Below are 19953 nucleotides of genomic sequence, written 5' to 3' on the forward strand. Positions count from 1 at the left end.
AAAGCGTGAGTATGCGACAGAAACTGCGACCTGAGCGGAGGGCTCCGGCACACTAACGGGTCAGAGCGGCGCCACCCAGACCGCGCGGGCAGCGACGTCGCCCACCGTGATCGGCTCGCCGTCATCGACCGAGACCACCACATCGCCGGCGAACGGGCGGGTCTCTAGCAGGGTGGTGCGGGCATCCAGCCGGATGCTTCGCTCGGCCAGGTAGCGGAGCACCGCTGGATCGGAGTCGGAGATGCGCACCACCCGCAGCGGGGCATTCGGTCGCGCCTGAAGCAGCGGAAGGGCGTGCGGCGTGCGCGGGTCGCCGTCGACCGTGGGGATCGGGTCGCCGTGGGGATCGCGCACCGGATGCCCGAGCGCGGCGTCGATGCGCTCGACGAGCGTGTCCGAGACGGCGTGCTCGAGCACCTCGGCCTCGTCGTGCACCTCGTCCCACGGGTAGCCGAGCGTCTCCACCAGGAACGTCTCGATCAGCCGGTGCCTTCGCACCATCGCGAGTGCGTGCATCCGCCCCGCCTCGGTCAGAGCCACCGCGCCGTACGGCTCGTGCACGACGAGCCCCTGCTCGGTCAGTCGCCGGATGCCGTCGCTCACCGTCGCCGCCCGCACCCCGATGCGCGCCGCCAGCGCCGTGACGGTGACCGGGGTCTGCTCCCACTCGTTCGCCGCCCAGATCACCTTGAGGTAGTCCTGCGCCGTGTTCGTGAGAGCCGAGACGGACATGGCGATCAGTCTAGGGATGCGCGGGTGTCGGGTAGGCTGGTTCGCGTGTTCCTGAACTGTTGTCGTCGCTGAGACGCGTCGCCCCGCCGTGCCATCGCACGGGGCGTGCGCGAGGCATCCGCCATCGACCACCCCGTCCAGCACGAAGAACAACGACAGGATCACCATGAAGTTCGCAGCCTCCGTCACCGACCTCATCGGCAACACTCCGCTCGTCCGCCTGAACCGGGTCACCGAAGGCATCGCCGCCACGGTGCTGGTGAAGGTCGAGTACCTCAACCCAGGCGGATCCAGCAAGGACCGCATCGCCGAGCGGATCATCGACGCCGCCGAGCGTGACGGGCTCCTGAAGCCGGGTGGCACCATCGTCGAGCCGACCAGCGGCAACACGGGCGTCGGCCTCGCCCTGGTGGCGCAGCAGCGCGGATACCGCTGCGTGTTCGTGCTGCCCGACAAGGTCGGCGAAGACAAGCGCAACGTGCTCACCGCGTACGGCGCAGAGATCGTGGTCACGCCGACGGCGGTGGCGCCGGACGATCCGGACTCGTACTACAGCGTCTCCGACCGGCTGATGCGGGAGATCCCGGGTGCGTACAAGCCGAACCAGTACGCCAACCCGAACGGGCCGCTCAGCCACTACGAGACCACCGGGCCGGAGATCTGGCGTGACACCGAGGGCAGGGTCACGCACTTCGTCGCGGGCGTGGGCACCGGAGGGACTATCACCGGGACCGGCCGGTACCTCAAGGAGATCTCCGAGGGCCGCGTGCGGATCGTCGGCGCCGACCCCGAGGGCTCGGTGTACTCCGGTGGCACCGGCCGGCCGTACCTCGTGGAGGGCGTCGGCGAGGACTTCTGGCCGGACGCCTACGACCCGTCGGTTCCCGACGAGATCATCGCCGTCTCCGACGCCGACTCGTTCGCGATGACCCGCAGGCTCGCGCGGGAGGAGGGGTTGCTCGTCGGCGGCTCCAGCGGGATGGCCGTGGTCGCCGCCCTGCGCGCCGCGCGCCACCTCGGACCTGACGACGTCGTCGTGGTGCTGCTCCCCGACGGCGGCCGCGGCTACCTCGGAAAGATCTTCAACGACGGCTGGATGCGCTCATACGGCTTCAGCGACGACTCCGGCGAGGCGACGGTGCGCGAGGTGATCGCCTCGAAGTCGGGAGCGCTGCCCGATCTTGTGCACGCGCATCCGTCCGACACCGTGCACGATGCGATCGGCATCATGACGGAGTACGGCGTGAGCCAGCTGCCCATCCTGAGCGCCGAGCCGCCTGTCGTGATCGGCGAGGTGGTCGGATCGCTCGACGAGCGCACGCTGCTCGACCGGGTGTTCGCGGGTGAGGCCAGCATGGCCGACAGCGTCGGGTCGCTCGTGGCGCCGCCGCTGCCGCTGATCGGCGTCAACGAGACGGTGGCCGCCGCGCGTGCCGCTCTCGGCGAGGCGAACGCGGTGCTGGTGACGGATGAGGGCAAGCCGCTCTCCGTGATCACCCGTGCCGACCTGCTCAAGTTCCTGAGCCGCTGACCGTGCTCCGGATGTCCGGCTCACCGCCCTTCCCGGTTCGTAACTCCTGCAACTTGCTCGCATGACCCGACCCACAGCGCAGAACCACGCGGAGGCGTCGCGCCAGGCCGACCAGATTGCAGGAGTTACGAACCGGGGGGGGGCGGGCGTGACGCGCATCCATGCAAACCAAGAACGAAGGAGATGACTGTGACCGAGACGCACGCCGAAACCGGATTCGCCACCCGCGCCATCCACGCGGGGCAGGAGTTCGACCCGACGACCGGGGCGGTCGTTCCGCCCATCTACCAGTCGTCCACCTTCGTGCAGGATGGCGTTGGGGGGCTCCGCGGAGGCTACGAGTACGGACGCTCGGGCAACCCGACGCGCACCTCGCTCGAGATCGTGCTGGCCGCGCTCGAGGGCGGCGACAAGGCGCTGGTGTTCGCCTCCGGACTCGCCGCGGAGGACGCCCTGCTGCGCTCCGCCCTTCGCCCCGGCGACCACGTGGTGCTCGGCAACGACGTGTACGGCGGAACACACCGACTGATCGATCGCATCTACGGCGAGTGGGGAATCCGTCACACCGCGGTCGACCTCACCGACCTCGACGCCGTGCGCAACGCGCTCGCCGCCGACCGCACGCCCCTGCTCTGGATCGAGACCCCGAGCAACCCGCTGATGAAGATCAGCGACATCGCCGCGCTCGCCGAGCTGGGCCACGCGGTCGGCGCGCAGGTCGTCGTCGACAACACGTTCGCCTCGCCGGCGCTGCAGCAGCCGCTGGCGCTCGGCGCCGACATCGTCGTGCACTCGACCACGAAGTACCTCGGCGGCCACTCCGATGTGATCGGCGGCGCCGTCATCCTGCGCGACGGCGAGCTCACGGAGAGGCTCGCATTCCAGCAGTTCGCCGCAGGCGCGATCGCCGCGCCGATGGAGGCGTGGCTGACCGTTCGCGGCATCAAGACGCTCGACGTGCGCATGCAGCGGCACTCCGAGAACGCGCAGGCGATCGCGGAGCGGATGTCGGAGCATCCCTCGATCGAGCACGTCTACTACCCGGGTCTGCCGTCGCACCCTGGCCACGAGCTCGCCGCGCGTCAGATGACGCGGTTCGGCGGGATGCTCTCGGTCGCGGTGCGCGGGGGAGCGGACGCTGCGCGCCGCCTCGCGGAGTCCACCCGCGTGTTCCAGCTGGCCGAGTCGCTCGGCGGGGTCGAGTCCCTGATCGGATACCCGAGCGAGATGACGCACGCCTCCGTGCGCGGAACGGCACTTGAGGTGCCGGAGAACATCGTGCGGCTTTCGGTGGGCATCGAGTCGGTCGACGACCTGGTCGCCGACGTGGAGCAGGCGCTCGACCGCCTGGGATGAGCGTGGCGGGGCGCCACTTTCTCGCGAGACTACGTGTATGCGCTGAGGCTATGCGCGATGCACGTAGTCTCGGCGCATACTCGTAGCCTCGGTGCGCGGGGAGTGGTGGCGGCTGGCCTGCCCGGTGGCCGTGACGGTGAAGCCGGACTCAGGGAGCGCATAGCGCACTCTGCCGATTCTTGCGGCGATCACATGAATTCGTGACACAGCAGCGAAAGGTCGCGCCGAGCGGGGCACGGCAGCATCGCCTGCATGTCCGAAGCCAGCCGCACCGCGAATGACCGCACGCTCGACCTCGACATCGTCGTGCCGGTGTACGACGAGGAGGGGTCGCTCGAGGCGAGCATCCGGCGGCTGCACGCGTACCTCGACCGGCACCTCGCCGAGACGTGGCGCATCACGATCGCCGACAACGCGAGCACGGATGCCACGCCCGCCATCGCCGACCGGCTCGCCGCGGAACTACCCGGAGTGGTGGTCACGCACCTGGCCGAGAAGGGGCGCGGCCGTGCCCTCAAGCACGTGTGGCTGGACTCTCCCGCGACGGTCGTCGCCTACCTCGACGTCGACCTCTCCACCGATCTCGCGGCGGTGCGGCCGCTCGTCGCCCCGCTGCTCTCCGGACACTCCGACGTCGCGATCGGCACCCGGCTCGATAGGGCATCTCGCGTCACGCGAGGCGGCAAGCGCGAGTTCATCTCCCGCGGATACAACGCGATGCTGCGCCTGACCGGCGCACGGTTCAGCGACGCGCAGTGCGGCTTCAAGGCCATGCGGTCGGACGTGGCAGCGCGGCTGCTCCCGCTGGTCGAGGACAACGGCTGGTTCTTCGACACCGAGCTGCTGCTCCTGGCGGAGCGCGCGGGACTGCGCATCCACGAGGTCCCGGTGGACTGGATCGACGATCCGGACAGCACGGTCGACATCGTCTCCACCGCGATCGCCGACGTGCGCGGTCTGGGCCGCGTGTGGTGGAACCTCGCGCGTGGGCGCATTCCGGTGGCGGCGATCTATGCGGAGTTCGGCAGGCATCCGTTCGCCTCTCCGTCGCCGCCCGGCTTCTTCGGGCAGGTTCTCCGCTTCGGCCTGGTAGGCGTCGCCTCGACGCTCGCGTACGCCCTGCTCTACCTTGCGCTGCAGCACGTCGTCACCGCGCAGGTCGCGAACTTTCTCGCGCTGCTGATCACCGCTGTCGCCAACACTTGGGCCAACCGCCGGTTCACGTTCGGCGTGCGCGGCCCCGGCCGAGCCGTGACGCACCAGGCCCAGGGACTCGTCGTGTTCGGCATCGCCTGGGCGATCACGTCGGGCTCACTCGTCGTTCTTCACACGGTGAAGCCCAACGCCTCCTCCGCACTCGAACTGGTCGTGCTCACCGTGGCCAACCTCGTCGCCACGGCGCTGCGCTTCGTGCTGCTACGCGCATGGGTCTTCGGACGCGAGCGGCGTTCGGCTCGTGGCAGACAGGCATCCGAAGCGTCTTCATCTATGTCGTCAGTGGTGACCGAACCGGCCACCGCCGCACAGAAAGCGAGCACCTCATGACCACCACCTCGCCCGTCATCGTTCCGGTCGAACCGATCCCGGGCGCCCGGAGGCCGTCGCACGGAGATTCCGCGCCACCTCCGCACGACTCCGCGCCGCCGTCGCGTTGGCGCTCGGTGGGCCGTCGGCTGCTGCTCGGCCGTGCAGATGCCGCCCGCTGGGAACGTCCCGCATTGCTCGGTCTGCTGCTTGTCACGGCTGTGCTCTACGTGTGGGACCTGTCGGCCAGCGGATGGGCCAACTCGTTCTACTCGGCGGCCGTTCAGGCCGGCACGAAGAACTGGGAGGCGTTCTTCTACGGCTCATCGGATGCCGGCAACTCCATCACCGTGGACAAGCCGCCGGCGAGCCTGTGGATCATGGAGCTTTCGGCCAGGGTCTTCGGACTCAGCTCGTGGAGCATCCTGCTGCCCGAGGCGATCATGGGCGTCGTCACCGTTGCGCTCGTCTACGCGATCGTGCGCCGGCACTTCTCGGCCGGCGCTGCGCTGCTCTCCGGCGGCGTACTGGCGATCACACCGGTGGCGGCGCTGATGTTCCGGTTCAACAACCCGGATGCCCTGCTCGTGCTGCTCACGGTGCTCGCCACCTACCTCACGCTGCGCGGCATCGAGTCGGGGCGCATTCGCTGGGTGATCTGGGCCGGCGTCGCCGTCGGATTCGCATTCCTCACCAAGCAGCTGCAGGGATTCCTCGTCGCGCCGGTGCTCGGCATCGCCTACCTCGTCGCGGCGAAGACCACGCTGGGCAAGCGGCTACTGCACCTCCTCGCCGCACTCGGCGCGATCGTCGTCGCCGCCGGATGGTGGGTCGCCATCGTCGAGCTCGTGCCGGCATCCGCTCGTCCCTACATCGGCGGCTCGCAGACGAACAGCTTCCTGGGTCTCACCTTCGGCTACAACGGGTTCGGGCGCATCACCGGCGCCGAAACAGGCAGCGTGACCGGCGGAGGCGGCGGCACCGCGACCGGTGGCATGTGGGGAGCGACGGGCATCCTGCGCCTTTTCGAGAACGAGATCGGCGGCCAGATCGCGTGGTTGCTGCCTGCAGCACTCGTGCTGCTAGTGCTGGCGTTCGTGCTGATCGGGCGTGCTCCGCGCACGGACGGCCGCCGCGCCACGCTGATGCTCTTCGGCGGCACGCTCCTGGTCACGGGGCTCGTCTTCAGCTTCATGGGCGGCATCTTCCACGCGTACTACACCGTGGCGCTCGCGCCGTCGCTCGCAGCGGTCGTCGGCACGGGATCCGGGCTGCTCTGGCAGCGGCGCGCCCAGTTGTGGGCTCGGCTCGTCTCGGCGGCGCTCGTGCTCGGGACCGCGGCCTGGGCGTTCGTGCTCCTGCAGGAGGCGGCCGACTGGCTGCCGTGGCTGAAGTGGGTCGTGCTGGTGCTCGCGGTCGCGGCGGCGGCGCTGGTGAGCATCCGCTGGTCGTCAGCGCGGATGTCTGTGCTCGCGGCATCCGTCGCCCTGGCGGCCGTGTTGCTGGCACCGTTCGCGTACACCCTCGAGACCGTCACGACCGGGCACTCCGGCTCGATCGTCACGGCGGGGCCGGCAGTGGCGTCGGGGATCGACGGCCCGGGCGGTGGTGGCCGGGCCGGCGGCGGGTTCCCCGGCAGGAACGGTACCGGTGCGCAGGGCGGAACGGGGACGCAGGGCGGGCCGGGCGCGGGCTTCGCACCGCCCGGCCAGGGCACGACCGGCGGCACCGGGACTGCGCCGGGTGGAAGCACCGGGGGCCGGACTGGAACGCAGGGCGGCACGGGCGCGCAGGGCGGCACCGGCAACGGCGGAGCGCCGACCGTCGGTGGAACACGCGGCGGCATGGGCGGCCTGCTTGGCTCGTCGCAGGTCGGCTCGACGCTGAAGGCGATGCTGGAGAAGGACGCCGACCGGTACACGTGGGTCGCCGCCGCAATCGGCTCGAACAGTGCGGCCGGCTACCAGCTGGCCACGGGCGACGCGGTGATGCCGATCGGTGGTTTCAACGGGTCCGACCCATCACCCACCCTTGCCGAGTTCAAGAAGTTCGTCGCGGAGGGCAAGATCCACTACTTCATCGGCGGATCGGTCGGGGCGGCGAATGGCGGGAGCAACGCATCCAGCCAGATCGCGTCGTGGGTCGCGAAGACCTTCACGGCGAAGACGGTGAACGGAGTGACGGTCTACGACCTGACCTCATGACCTCTCCCGTCCGGGGCGGCCGATAGGCTGGCCGCCCTGGACAGGAGGCCCACATGACCGAATACCGCGCCCATTTCGACGCGACCGTCGAGTTCGTCAACGGGGGCTCGCTCACCGCGGAGGGCTTCCGGCTCGACCTTCCGAGCGCGGACGTCGACGCGGATGCGATCGGGCGGCTCTTCGTGCAACACCTCGGCCTCGCACTCGTCGGCGGCGTCGAGCTCCGCGGTCTCGAGGTCGTGGAGGAGCAGCACCGAGGCAGCCGGGGCATCCAGGAAGCGGTCCCGGAACCGCCGGCGGCCCGTCGGCGAGTGATCGACCTGAGTCATCGCATCCGCCACGGTCTGGTCACCTACCCGGGCCTGCCTGCACCGGTGATCACACCGCACCTCACGCGCGAGGCGTCCCGTGCGGTGTACGCGCCGGGCACGGAGTTCGCGATGGACATCATCACGATGATCGGCAACACCGGTACCTACCTCGACAGCCCGTACCACCGCTACGCCGACGGCGGCGACCTCGCCTCGCTGGACCTCGCCACTCTCGTCGACCTGCGCGCAGAGGTCGTGCATGTGGCGGATGCCACGGAGCGCGGCGTGCCGGCGTCCGTGTTCTACGACCGCGATGTGCGGGGTGCCGCCGTGCTCTTGCACACCGGCTGGGATCGCCATTTCGGCACACCGGGCTACCTGAAGGGCGCGCCGTTCCTGACTCCGGATGCCGTGAACTACCTCGTGGATCAGGGCGCAGCGCTCGTCGGCATCGACTCGCTCAACATCGACGACACCGAGTCCGGCGGCGAGCGGCCGGCGCATTCGGGACTGCTCGCGGCCGGCATCCACGTGGTGGAGCACCTCACGAATCTCGGCAGCCTTCCCGCTCGCGGCGCACGATTCACGGCGGCGCCGCCGGCCAACGAAGGGTTCGGCACGTTCCCCGTGCGCGCGTTCGCGGTCGTCGACGCCGACGCCGCTGGGCAGCGCGCGTAACGTGGCCGACGGATGCCCGGGCATCCGTTTCGAGAGCGAGGGAGCCGAATGGACACCAGGGACCTACTGTCGGATGCCGTGCAGCGCGTCGGGCAGGGCGTGCACCGCCTGCTCGACGGAGCCGACGAGCACCTGCTCACGTTCCGCCCCGACCCTGACGCGAACACGATCGCGTGGCTGGTCTGGCATCTGACGCGCGGCCAGGACGCGCAGATGGCCGACGCGTACGGACTCGAGCAGGTGTGGACCTCCGAGGGCTGGGCCGACCGATTCGGCCTCCCGTTCTCGCGCGGCGCGACGGGATACGGCCACTCGAGCGACGAGGTGGCGGCCGTGCGCGTGCCGCCCGAGCTGCTCGGCCGGTATTACGACGCCACCCAGCGCGTGACGCTCGCGCAAATCGCGGCGACGAGCGACGCCGATCTCGACCGCGTCGTCGACACCCGCTGGAACCCGCCGGTGACGCTCGGTGTTCGGCTGATCAGCATCATCGACGATGACGTGAAGCATCTCGGCCAGGCCGAGTACGTGAGGGGCATGGCCCAGCGCGCCAAGTGAGCCTCATCGGTCGCGTGCCCGCCGCCCCACGAAGAACTCCATCGCCGCGTCCAGCATCTCGGCCGTGAACTCGTGGCCGACGTCGAAGAAGCGGCCCTCATATCCCGGATACGACCCGAGCGCGTCGTGTGCGGCGCGCATGCCGTCCGGTGGGAACAGGGGGTCGCGCTCGCCGTACAGCACGAGCAACTCGCGGGCGGCGCCGATCCTCGCGACATCCGGCCAGTCGCACAGCTGCGGCAGCCCAGGGCTGTGCAGCAGCCAGGAGTGCGTCTCGATGTAGTCCGGCACGAGCGAAGCGAACGTCGCCATCATGCAGGCGACCACGACCGCGCCGATCCGGTCGTCCAGGGCCCCGAGCAGGTGCGCCCGTCCACCTCCACCGGAGAACCCGATCGCGCCGAGACGGCGGGTATCCACTCCTGGCAGCCCGGCAAGCACGTCGGCCGCGACGAGGTCGTCCGCCACGACCATGCCGGCGAACGTCTGCCCGAGCAGCCCCGCGGTCTTCGCGACGAGGTCTTCGTGAGCGGAAGAGACCGCGTCGAAGACCTCGTTTTCGCTCGGCACGTGACCCTCGGAATCCCATAGGGCGAGCAGCGCTTCGCGGGTCCGGGCGAGCTTCGGCGGCGGCGACGACAGGTCGAACCGCCTGCTCGCCCATGAGAACGTGTCGTGCGCGAGCACCACGAAGCCCGCGCGCGCGATCCGGTTTGCGAGCGCATCCGGATTCTCTCCGCCGAAGTCGATGAGCTGTGCGGCACCGGTCGAACGCCGGCCGCCGTGCGGATGCAGCGCGAGGATGCCCGGCAGCAGCCCCGAGACTGCGCCCGCGCCACGCGCACCTGCCTCGCTCGCTTGCGCGGCCGACTCGGCCGGCCGAAGCTCCCACGCGTGCGTCTCCGGGCCATAAGGCATCCGCCATCGCAGGGGAGTGATCGCGAGACCGTCGCGCACGCTCGTCTCTCCGCGGCGAATGGGCGGTGGCGCGGGCTTGCTTCGCAGGCCAAGAACATCCGCGAGCGCCTGCGCCGAGGCATCCGTCGCCGCGAACGCCGGCGTGGAGGATGCGTGTGCAAGCCAGTCTTCGTAGCCGGGTATCGCCGATGCGGTCACGTCCAGCACCCTCCAAGAGACACGACGCAGACAGATCGGTGCCCGCCCCGGCCGTGCGGCCAGAACGGGCACCGACGATGGTGGAGCCGGATCACGAAGCGGAGTCGATCAGTCCCTGAATCTCGGTCTTGAACGCCGACGCCGCTGCCGCCGGGGTGGCACGGCCGAAGATGACGTCCTGCGAGTGACGCTGGGCGACCGTTGCCACGGTGCTCGTGCCCTTCGGCGGCACCGGCGGCACCCACTTGATCTCGCTCTTGATGTCTTCGAGGTACTTCACCGCGAGCTGGTCGGTCGGCGACAGCAGCGGCTTGACCACGGCGAGCACCTTCGCGTTCGCGGGCACGCCCCGCTCGGCGAGCTGCAGCTTGGCGGCATCCGTGCTGTTCAGGAAGTAGTTGATGATGCCGCCCGCCTGCGCCGCGGCCTTGGTCTGCGAACCGATCGACCAGAACATCGACGGCTTGTAATACAGGCCGTTCTTGCTGGCCGAACCCGCGATGCTCGGCGGACGCAGCAGCACGAGGTCGCCACCGTTCGACTGCTGGTATGCGGTGACCTGGTTGCTCCAGGTCCAGCCGAGGGCGGCCTTGTTCGTGCCGAACAGCGTCTGCTGCAGCGAAGCGTTGACGTCGTTCGTGAATTGGTCGGGGGTGGGACCGTCGCCGGCGTCGAAGAACTTCTTGATCATCGTGAACCAGCTCGCCACGTTCGATGTCGAGAAGCCGAGCTTGCCTTTGTCGGTGTAGAGCTGCTCGCCGTGCTGGTGCAGCCAGATCTGCAGGTCCTGGTCGCTGCTCTGCCACGTGCTTCCGGTGAACGCGCCGTTCGACCCGCTCTTGAGCTTGGCGCAGATGTCGAGGTAGTCATCCCACGTCCAGGTCTTGTCGTCGGGCACCTTGACGCCGACCTTGTCGAACAGGGTCTTGTTCGCGGCGATGCCATAGGCGTTGTTGCCGGTCGGGATGCCGTAGAGCTTTCCGTTCAACGTGCCGGCGGCCAGCGACGACTTCAGCGGCGTGAAGTCGATGCTCGCCACCTTCGACATGTCCAGCAGAGCGCCGCGGCCGCCGTACTCGGCGATGTAGGCCTGGTCCATCTGGATGACGTCGGGCTCGGTCTGCCCGGCAACCTGGGTCGAGAGCTTGGTCCAATACGTCGCCCACTGCCCGGGCGCAGCATTGATGGTGACCTTCGGGTGCGCGGTCGTGTACTGCTGGAGGATCTTGTTCGTGTACTCGGTGCGCACCGGGTTGGTCCACCACTCGAAGTTGAGCGTGGCCTTCTTGAACGCGTCGCCGGCCGCCGCGGTCGACGTTGCACCGCCGCCTGCGGGGGTAGCGGATGTTCCGCATCCGGCGAGCAGGAGCGTGGTTCCGATCCCGGTCAGCGCGAGGGCCCCGAACTGGCGCCGGGAGATCTGCTGCTGTGACATGTGGCCTCCTTGCCATGCTGTGGTCACGACGGGCAAACGCTTTCCCGCGTCGTCTGCCACATTATGGTGACCCGATTTGAATCGTGTCAAGCGATCACGGGCACTCTTCAGAAATCGCTTTCTGATCCTCAGTGTATCGGCGCCCGTGGCGCGTTCGCCGTGTACCGGATAACGATTCCGACAAGAGGGCGCAAAGGCGGCGCTGCAGCGGCGACCACGGCCTCGGTCCGGTTCAGCGCGGCCTCACCCCGTCACATCGAGCGTGAGCGGCTGACTGGAGGTGAAGCCGAACCGATTGGTCAGCACAGCGACCACTTGGTGAATGCCGGGCGCTAGGCCCGTGAGCTCCGTCGTGACCTTCTGCGCCGCAGGCGTCGCCGCGGCGAGCTGCTGCTGATCGGCGACCGCGCCGTCGACGTAGAGCGTGTAGCTCGTCGCGTTGGTTCCCCACCACATGTTCGTCGTCACGGTGGTGTCGGATGCCCCGTCGTAGGCGTTGTCGCTCAGCACCGGCGTGCCCGGGTCGGCATCGGTCACCGTGACGGTCACAGAACTGGTCGAGGTGTCGCCGGCGCTGTTGCTCAGCACGCCGGTGTACTCGTAGTTGCCGTTCGGCAGGCCGCCGATGGTCACCGTGGATGCCTGCGGGTCGTCTCCGTTCGCGAGCAGCGGCTCCGTGTAGATCAGCGTGCCGTTCTGGTAGAGCGCGTAGCTGGTCGCGTTGCTGCCCCACCAGTTGTTCAGGTGCACGTCGAAGTAGCCGTCGTGCAGTCCGGTCGCCCAGCCCTGGGTCGTGGAGAGTGCGGCCTTCGCCGGTGCGGATGCCTGTTGGACCTGGAGCCCGTACCCGACGCGTACGTTGTCGATGGTCTGAGTTCCGTAGTTCGAGCTGGTCGCCTGGTACACAATGCGTTGGATGCCGGGCATCGACCCGCGGAACGGCGCGTCCGCGACGACCTCCTTGCCGTTCACGTAGAAGTCGTAACGCTGGTTGACCGTGTCGACGACGAGCGCGAGGTGGTACCAGGTGCCTGGCGTGTACGGAACCAGGTTCTTCAGCGAAGTGCCCTCGTAGGCCGCGATCTCTCCCTTCGTCGTGGCGACGGCGACTCCCGGTGTCGAACCAGAGCCGTAGATGTACGGGGCGCTGAAGTAGTCGGCCTTGTACGCGTCACGCGAGTCGGTGCGCTGCACGTCGGCCTCGACCGTGATCAAACCGGCGAGTGGCGTGGCGAAGTCCAGCTCTGCGCCGGTGATCCCGCTGTTGCTGGAGCGGGTCTCCTGCAGCGAGCGGTTCGCGCCGGGTGCGTCGGCGATGACGTCGACGCTGCCACCCGATGCGGATGTGTTCCAGTCATCCGTTCCGGTCGTGAGGGGGCCGGTGGGCAGCGTGTTGAAGTCGTGCGACTGGATGACGGTGCCGTCCGTCGTCGGCATCAGGAGCGTCGCCGCCGTGGTCGTCGTGGCGATCACGACCGTCACCTGCGTGTCGGTCGCGCTTCGGTAGCCGCTCTTCGTCGCGGTGAGCGTGTACCCGTTCGCGGCGGTCACGTCCTTGAACGAGTACCCGCCCTTGGCATCCGTCTTCGTGGTCGCGGCCGTCGTGCCGCTCCTGCTCAGCGCGACAGTCGCGCCGCTCAGCGGCTGACCGTGGTCGTCGTCGACGATTCCCTGCAGCGTCCCGGTCGTGATGGTCGGGGTCAGCACCAGGTCGAGGCGCGTGCTGTCGCCGTCGGCGACGGTCACGGTCTTCGACACGGTCTTGTAGTAGTTCGTGGATGCCGTGACGGTGACGTCGGCGCCGAACGGCACATCCGGAACGACGTAGAACCCGGTGGCGTCGCTGGTGGCGGTGAAGGTCTGCCCCGCAGCGGAGACCGAGACGGCGACACCGCTGAGCGGGCCGCCGACGCTGGAGGTGATGAGCCCGTCGATCGCCTCGCCGGGCGCACCGGTCGGGGTCGAGTACTCGAAGGCACCGACATCGGGCGCCTTGTTGTAGAGCGTGTGACCCGCGAAGTCGACTCCACCGTTGCCGGAGACGGCGCTGCCCTCGTCGATCAGTGCGGAGCCGGCCAGCGGCGCGTATGCGGCGGCGGTCGCGAGCGCCGGACCGCTCGAGGCAGTTCCGTACGGTCCGGTCACGCCGGGATCGGTGAACCGGTCGTCGCCTGTCACGGGATGCGATTCGGCAGCCGGGATGGTGGGCGCGGCTCCGCCGTAATAGTTGTTCTGGTACGTGATGGCGGCACCGGTGGGCATGGCGGGCGATGCGGCGGTCGAGTAGAACGCGTTGTTCGTGAACGCGTAGTTGCTCGCCGTCATGAGCCAAGCCATCGAGGAGGCCACGTTGTAGAAGGTGTTGTTGTAGATCTGGGCCGTGGCGCTCGAGGCCGACCCCAGTTGCATCGGATACTCCGAGTTGTTGGCCACCACGTTGTAGCGCCAGATGCTGTTGCCGAAGTGGATCTGGTAGTCGAGGAACCCGACGTTGTTGTCGTGCAGGTAGTTGTCCTGCACGATCATGTTCGTCGTGCCCATGTCGGTGTCGATGCCGTTCGAGTCGCCTCCGCCGGCCTTGACCGACGTTCCCATGACCTCGTTGTGCTGGGTGGTGACGTCATCCGAGTAGTCGTATTCGATGCCGCAGGTTCCGACGCGATCGACGACGTTGTTCTGAACCAGAGCGCCGCGAACGCTGTTCAGGAGCATCCCGTTCGCACCGTACGGCGTCCCGTTCTGCGTGATGTAGTCGTTCTCCACGGTCAGGTTCGTGAACGGCGCGTAGTTCGTGTCGGTCGCCGAGCTGCGGGTGCCCCAACCGGTCGCCACGGCTCCCGGGTTCGTTCCCGCGTACTGCTTGGTGATGATGCCGCCGAAGGATGTGTTCTCGATGCGCGAGTGTGAGACGGTCATGTCGTTCAAGATCGTGGGGTTGCCCGGGTTCGACGTGTCGGCCACGGTCGTCTCGAAGACGATTCCGCCCGTGTTCTTCATGCCGTCCCAGCCGGTGCCGAACGTGATGCCCGGTTTGTTGTTCGCGGTGCTGCCGCCCATCCAGTGCACCTCGCCGGTGACGTCGTGCACGTACACCGAGTCAACGGTGAGGCCCGAAAGCGTCTGTCCGTCGTCGCCACCGATGTAGATACCGCGGAAGTCGCCGAGATTCGCCCCCGGCGTGCCCGTTGACGGCGCCTGGTTCGTGACTTCGATGTTCTCGATGGTCCAGTGCTGCTGATTGAAGAGCTCGACCGCATTCGGCACCTGTCCCGCACCGTCGATGCGCGGCAGTACGCCCGATCCGTAGTCGCTCACGGTGATGTCCGATGCGGAGTCGCCGGAACCCTTCGGCCAGAGCGTCGCCCCGCTCCATTCCGAGCCGTCCGCCAGCAGGATGTGGTCGCCAGCCTGGAACGTGGTCGCGTCCACCTTCGTCAGCGACTGCCACGGCGACGTGGCGCTCGTTCCCGAGTTGGCATCGCTTCCCGTCGCGGAGTCGACGTAGTACGTCGTGCCCGTCGTATCGGCGTGGGCGAGCGGAGCATCCGCCGCGGAGAGCGTTGCGCCGACCAAAGCTGCGATGCTTGCGGCGGCGACAAGGGTGATCGATCTGACGAGTCGAAGCATGGGGCAGAGATTAGTGATCGTTCACTTTCGATGTCAACGATTTTCTCCGGACGGCCGCCTCAACTGGGTGCCGGCCCGCTGGATGCCCGTGCGATGAGCCTGCCCATCACCTGCGGTTCGAAGCGGGGCGGCTCGCGATCCTCGACCCGGGCTATCAGCTCCTGCATGGCCTGGCGCCCGATCAGTTCCAGGTTGAGCTCCACGGTCGTGAGCGTGGGGGAGAGGAACCTCCCGATCTCCTCGTTGTCCCACCCCACGACACTGATCTCGTCGGGAACCCTGATGCCGCGGTCCTGCAGCCCGCGGATCACGCCGAACGCGACGAAGTCGTTCGCGGCGACGACGGCAGTCACGCCCGAGTTGGCGGGCAGGTTGCGAGCGGCCTCGTAGCCGGACTGCACCGACCAGTCGCCGCCGACCACGCCGTACGACTCGAGCCCGAGCCGCTCGACGGTTTCGACATAGACGGCTCGACGGTTGCGGGCGGACGCCCAGTCCTGGTTTCCGGCCACGTGCAGAAAGCGACGATGACCAAGATCGGCGAGGTGCTGTACTACCTCCCTGGCGAACGCGCCGTCGGCGAAAGCGCCCGTTGAGCGCATCTTCTCGTCGTATTCGCCCATGATCAGTAGGGGAACGGACGGCTCGGCGGTCCCCGCGAGCGCTCCGCCGAGCGGCGTGAACGACAGAATGCCTTCCGCTCGCTCGCTCTCCATCAGGGTGAGCACACGCTCCCGGCGGCGAGCCTCGTCTCCTTCCAGGCTGACCACGTCGACCTGATAGCCGGCCGCGTGGGCGGCAGCCGCGGCACCGCGGAACGGCGTGGGGACGAAGTAGGTCAGCTCGGGCAGAACGATCGCGATGCGATTAGTGCGTCGCGTGCGCATCGACCTGGCGATCAGGTCGGGTCGATAGTCGAGGTCGCGGATCGCCTTCTCGACGCGCTCGACCGTAGCGGCTTTGAGGCCGCCGTTGAACCTGAGGTAACGCGAGACCGTCTGATGCGATACGCCCGCGTGCTCGGCGACCTGCATGATCGTCACGCGCTTGCGCCTGGCCGTGCCGAGCGTCGCATCCTTACCGTCCATGCGGCAAGTTTTGCACACGCGTAGTGAACGATCACTATTTGTGCTAGCGTGACCGCACATCGGGAAAGCGGTTGCCCGCTCCACCGCAGCATGGCAAGCACAACTCTGGCAAGGAGGCCACACATGTCACAGCAGCTCTCCCGGCGTCAATTCGGCGCCCTCGCGTTGACCGGGATCGGGACGACGCTTCTGCTGGCCGGATGCGGAACATCCGCAACGCCGCAGGCCGGCTCCACGTCCACCGCGGCAGCAGGCGACGCATTCAAGAAGGCGACGCTCAACTTCGGGTGGTGGAGCAACCCGGTGCGCACCGCGAACACGAACAAGATGGTGCAGAGCTACACCAAGGCGCATCCGGCGATCACCGTGAACCAGCAGCCGGGCCAGTGGCCGACCTACTGGACCAAGCTGTCGACGCAGGTCGCGGGGCAGACCGAGCCCGACGTCATCCAGATGGACCAGGCATACATCGCCGAGTACGGCGGCCGCGGCGCGCTGCTCGATCTGTCGACGGTCGGCTCCATCGACACGAAGCCCGTCAAGTCGTCGCTCGCCGACGGCACCCTGAACGGCAAGCTCTACGGCATCCCGATCGGCGAGACCGCGTACAGCATCTGCGCGAACAAGACGCTGTTCCAGAAGGCGGGCGTCGACGTTCCCGACGACAAGACATGGACGTGGGATGACTACCTCAGCATCTGCAAGAAGCTCGCCGATGGCAGCAACGGTGCCTTCACCGGCACGAACTGGTACGGCGGCGATCAGGATCTGCAGATCTGGCTGCACCAGCACGGCCAGCAGCTGTACACGAACAAGGGCAAGCTCGGCTTCACCGTCGACACGGTGACGAGCTGGCTCACCATGGTGAAGAAGCTCTTCGCCTCCGGCGGCTCGCTCACCCCCGACCAGTACACGAACGACATCGTCGCGTCCACGCAGCAGACTCTCTTCGGAACGAACAAGGCTGCTCTCGGCTGGCTCTGGAACACGCAGATCACGTCGTACCAGGCCGCCAACGGCGGCGAATGCGTGCTGCTGCGTCCACCGAGCTCCGCCGGCTCCGCGAAGAAGAACGGCCTCTACTTCAAGCCTTCGATGTACTGGTCGATCGGGTCGCAGACGAAGTACCCGGCGCAGGCGGGCGGACTGATCAACTACTTCCTCAACGACATCTCGGCCAACAAGATCCAGCTCACGGAGCGGGGCGTTCCGGTGGGCGCCGCCGTCGTGAAGGCGATCAAGCCGCTGCTGTCGCAGTACGACCAGAACGCGGTCGACTACCTGGAGAACATCAAGAGCGAGATCAAGTGGGTGCCCCCGGTGCCGCCGAAGGGCACGAGCACCGTGGCATCCGTATCGCAGCGCCACACCGAAGACGTGATCTTCGGGCGCGCGACGCCCGCTGCCGCAGCGGCGGCGTTCCGCACCGAGGTGCAGAGCCTGCTGGCCAGCAACTCGTGACGCGGCAAGCAATGAGCGAATACGTCATCAACGACAACGGTGCCTGGTGCTGGTTTCAGGATGAGCGCGCGATCGTCGATCCCGAGACGCAGACGCTCGTCGTCGGCTCGATCGCGGTCGCCGAGGGCCCAGGGGGTGAAGGTCGAGCGGGCAACGTCGAGTTGACCGTCGTGGACCTGCGTTCGCGAACGGCGCAGGTGGTCGTACTGCACGAGGCGTTCGAGGCGGACGACCACGACGTTCCCGCGTTGTGGCGGCGGGCGGATGGCCGCTGGCTCGCGGTCTACACGAAGCACAAGACGGACGACCTGCTGCGCTGGCGGATCAGCGAGCCCGGCGATCCGACTCGTTGGGGTCCCGAACAGGTGTTCGACTGGGCGCCGTATACGGGTGGGCGCGGTGTCACGTACGCCAACCTGCACGCACTCGAGGGTCGGCTGTACTGCTTCAGCCGCGCGGTGAACGACGACCCGTGCGCGCTGGTCTCGGACGACAACGGCGACACGTGGGCGTACGCGGGCAAGATCTTCACCCGGCCGAAGATCGGGTACGTCAACGGCTATACGCGGTACGCGGGTAGCGGCGAACGCATCGACCTGATCACGACCGATCACCACCCGCGCGACTACGACAACTCGATCTATCACGGCTTCTTCGCAGGCGGCGCTCTGCACCGGTCCGATGGGTCCCTCGTGCACGAGCACCTGTTCGATCCGGCCACGGATGCTCCGTCGCAGGTCGAGCTCACCACCGTGCTGGCCGCGGGGGAGGAGCTCGACGGGGTGACGCTGACGCACGCCTGGACATCCGACATCCGTCGCTCGGCGAACGGCACGATCGCCGCGACGCTGACAGCGCGGGGGGATGACGACCCGGCCGGACCGGACGAGGAGTTCGCCCGCCTGCGCCCGGTTCTCGACCACCGGTTCGTCTACGCGCGCAAGGAGCCAGACGGCGGCTGGTCGCGGCATCCGCTCGGCAAGGCGGGAGCAGGCCTTCTGCCGCACGAGCAGGACTACACCGGGCTCGCGACGATCGACCCCTACGACCTCGACAGCGTCTACGTCTCGACGCCGTTCGACCCTCGCTCGGGTAAGGAGACGGCGTACCACGAGATCTACGCCGGCCGAACGACGGATGGCGGAGCCACCTGGGCGTGGACGCCAGTCACCGAGAACTCGGACGTCGACAACCTGCGGCCCATCATTGCGCCCGGCGATCCCGATCGGGTCGTGCTGCTCTGGTTCCGTGGCGAGATGACCGCATCGCAGCACTACCGCTGCGAGATCGTGCTCCGCGACACACCGCGGAACTCCGAAGGGAACATCGAGCGATGAGCGACCGAACCGAACTCGTGCTCCGACGCGAGCTGGACCGATCCGTCGATGTCACGGCGTCCGCCGGCGGCGTCGCGTTGATGCGGTACGTCTATCGTCCCGACGAGGTGCAGTACGAGTCGCCCCGTCCCTACGTGCATCCGGTGCGCACGTTGTCGGGTCGGCTCGTGACGGTCTTCCGTCCGTGGGACCACGTGTGGCACAAGGGCATCACCCTGGCGCTGCCCGTGGTGGGACGCGACAACTTCTGGGGCGGACCGACCTACACACGTGAGGCCGGCGGGTACGTCACGCTGCCCAACAACGGCTCGCAGGACCACGACCGGGTGACCGTGTTCGCGCAGCACGACGACGCGGCGGCATTCGGGCATGACCTGACCTGGCATCGGCAGCCGGCCGGTGCGCAAAGCGGCGCTTCCGTCGGAGACGTCGTGTTCTCCGAGAGTCGCCTGCTGACCGTGTCGATAGCCGAGGGTGAGGATGCCTGGGTGCTCGGCTGGCGCACGAGTCTCACCAACGCCTCGGGAGCGCCCATCGAGATGGGCTCGCCGACCACCGAGGGCCGGGAGAACGCCGGTTACGGCGGTCTGTTCTGGCGCGGACCCCGTTCGTTCACCGGCGGGGCGATCATCGCCTCGAACGGAGTCGGCGGGGAGGATGTGCGCGGCACCCGTGCCGAGTGGGCCGGCTTCACCGGCCGTCACGACGGCGAGGACGGCGCATCCACCGTCGTGTTCGCCGACCTGTCGCCACAGCAGAACCTGGACACGAAGTGGTTCGCCCGCTCCGAGCCGTTCGCCTGCCTCAACCCCGCGCCGTTCTTCGACCGCGTCCGCATCGTCGAACCGGGCGAGACCTTTGAGCTGCGCTACGCCGTCGCGATCGCCGATCGCGAAGCGGACGGCGATCGGATGTCCGCGCTCGCCGATGCCGCGCGTTCCGCGGCCGAGCGTGCGGAGGCCATCGCTTCACCCATTGTCGAGGAGGTCAACTGA

At 68.1% G+C, this 19953-nt stretch carries 14 protein-coding genes; 9 read left to right on the forward strand and 5 right to left on the reverse strand.

Annotation, left to right across the window (positions count from 1 at the left end; all coding sequences use genetic code 11):
• Positions 1-60 precede the first annotated feature (60 nt).
• A complete protein-coding gene (locus ACTHNC_RS04490) occupies positions 61-732 on the reverse strand; it encodes a metal-dependent transcriptional regulator (protein ID WP_440293399.1) in 672 nt (223 codons plus the stop codon).
• Positions 733-898: 166 nt separating this feature from the next.
• Between ACTHNC_RS04490 and ACTHNC_RS04495 the strand changes: the two genes are divergently transcribed.
• The 6 genes from ACTHNC_RS04495 to ACTHNC_RS04520 all read left to right on the forward strand — a co-directional run bounded on the left by ACTHNC_RS04495 (position 899) and on the right by ACTHNC_RS04520 (position 8894).
• Positions 899-2263: a cystathionine beta-synthase gene (locus tag ACTHNC_RS04495; RefSeq protein ID WP_440293400.1), complete on the forward strand. Its 1365-nt coding sequence runs from the start codon at positions 899-901 to the stop codon at positions 2261-2263.
• A gap of 183 nt (positions 2264-2446) precedes the next feature.
• Complete coding sequence (locus ACTHNC_RS04500; RefSeq protein WP_440293401.1) at positions 2447-3619, forward strand: cystathionine gamma-synthase; 1173 nt, start codon at positions 2447-2449, stop codon at positions 3617-3619.
• A 252-nt stretch (positions 3620-3871) separates the two neighbouring features.
• The gene (locus ACTHNC_RS04505; protein ID WP_440293402.1) at positions 3872-5164 is read left to right on the forward strand and encodes a glycosyltransferase; all 1293 of its coding nucleotides are present in this window, start codon (positions 3872-3874) and stop codon (positions 5162-5164) included.
• Positions 5161-7347: a glycosyltransferase family 39 protein gene (locus tag ACTHNC_RS04510; protein ID WP_440293403.1), complete on the forward strand. Its 2187-nt coding sequence runs from the start codon at positions 5161-5163 to the stop codon at positions 7345-7347. Before ACTHNC_RS04505 ends, ACTHNC_RS04510 begins: the two co-directional genes overlap by 4 nt.
• A 53-nt stretch (positions 7348-7400) precedes the next feature.
• A complete protein-coding gene (locus ACTHNC_RS04515; RefSeq protein ID WP_440293404.1) occupies positions 7401-8336 on the forward strand; it encodes a cyclase family protein in 936 nt (311 codons plus the stop codon).
• 48 nt (positions 8337-8384) lie between these two features.
• A complete protein-coding gene (locus ACTHNC_RS04520; RefSeq protein WP_440293405.1) occupies positions 8385-8894 on the forward strand; it encodes a mycothiol transferase in 510 nt (169 codons plus the stop codon).
• 3 nt (positions 8895-8897) lie between these two features.
• On the opposite strand, the gene ACTHNC_RS04525 is transcribed toward ACTHNC_RS04520, so the two are convergent.
• From ACTHNC_RS04525 to ACTHNC_RS04540, 4 genes are all read right to left on the reverse strand, one after another.
• The gene (locus tag ACTHNC_RS04525; RefSeq protein ID WP_440293406.1) at positions 8898-10010 is read right to left on the reverse strand and encodes a hypothetical protein; all 1113 of its coding nucleotides are present in this window, start codon (positions 10008-10010) and stop codon (positions 8898-8900) included.
• A gap of 91 nt (positions 10011-10101) precedes the next feature.
• On the reverse strand, positions 10102-11445 hold the full coding sequence (locus ACTHNC_RS04530) for an ABC transporter substrate-binding protein (protein ID WP_440293407.1): 1344 nt from the start codon (positions 11443-11445) through the stop codon (positions 10102-10104).
• A gap of 243 nt (positions 11446-11688) precedes the next feature.
• The gene (locus ACTHNC_RS04535) at positions 11689-15072 is read right to left on the reverse strand and encodes a carboxypeptidase regulatory-like domain-containing protein (protein WP_440293408.1); all 3384 of its coding nucleotides are present in this window, start codon (positions 15070-15072) and stop codon (positions 11689-11691) included.
• A 59-nt stretch (positions 15073-15131) separates the two neighbouring features.
• Positions 15132-16160, reverse strand: a complete 1029-nt coding sequence (locus tag ACTHNC_RS04540) for a LacI family DNA-binding transcriptional regulator (protein ID WP_440293409.1) — start codon at positions 16158-16160, stop codon at positions 15132-15134.
• A gap of 123 nt (positions 16161-16283) precedes the next feature.
• Between ACTHNC_RS04540 and ACTHNC_RS04545 the strand changes: the two genes are divergently transcribed.
• From ACTHNC_RS04545 to ACTHNC_RS04555, 3 genes are read left to right on the forward strand one after another with little or no spacing between them, the layout of a single operon-like run.
• Positions 16284-17621, forward strand: a complete 1338-nt coding sequence (locus ACTHNC_RS04545; RefSeq protein WP_440293410.1) for an ABC transporter substrate-binding protein — start codon at positions 16284-16286, stop codon at positions 17619-17621.
• An 11-nt stretch (positions 17622-17632) separates the two neighbouring features.
• Positions 17633-18958, forward strand: coding sequence for a BNR-4 repeat-containing protein (locus ACTHNC_RS04550; RefSeq protein WP_440293411.1), 1326 nt, complete (start codon positions 17633-17635; stop codon positions 18956-18958).
• Positions 18955-19953, forward strand: coding sequence for a PmoA family protein (locus ACTHNC_RS04555; protein ID WP_440293412.1), 999 nt, complete (start codon positions 18955-18957; stop codon positions 19951-19953). Before ACTHNC_RS04550 ends, ACTHNC_RS04555 begins: the two co-directional genes overlap by 4 nt.

The organism is Humibacter sp. (genome assembly GCF_051954055.1).
Lineage (GTDB): Bacteria > Actinomycetota > Actinomycetes > Actinomycetales > Microbacteriaceae > Humibacter.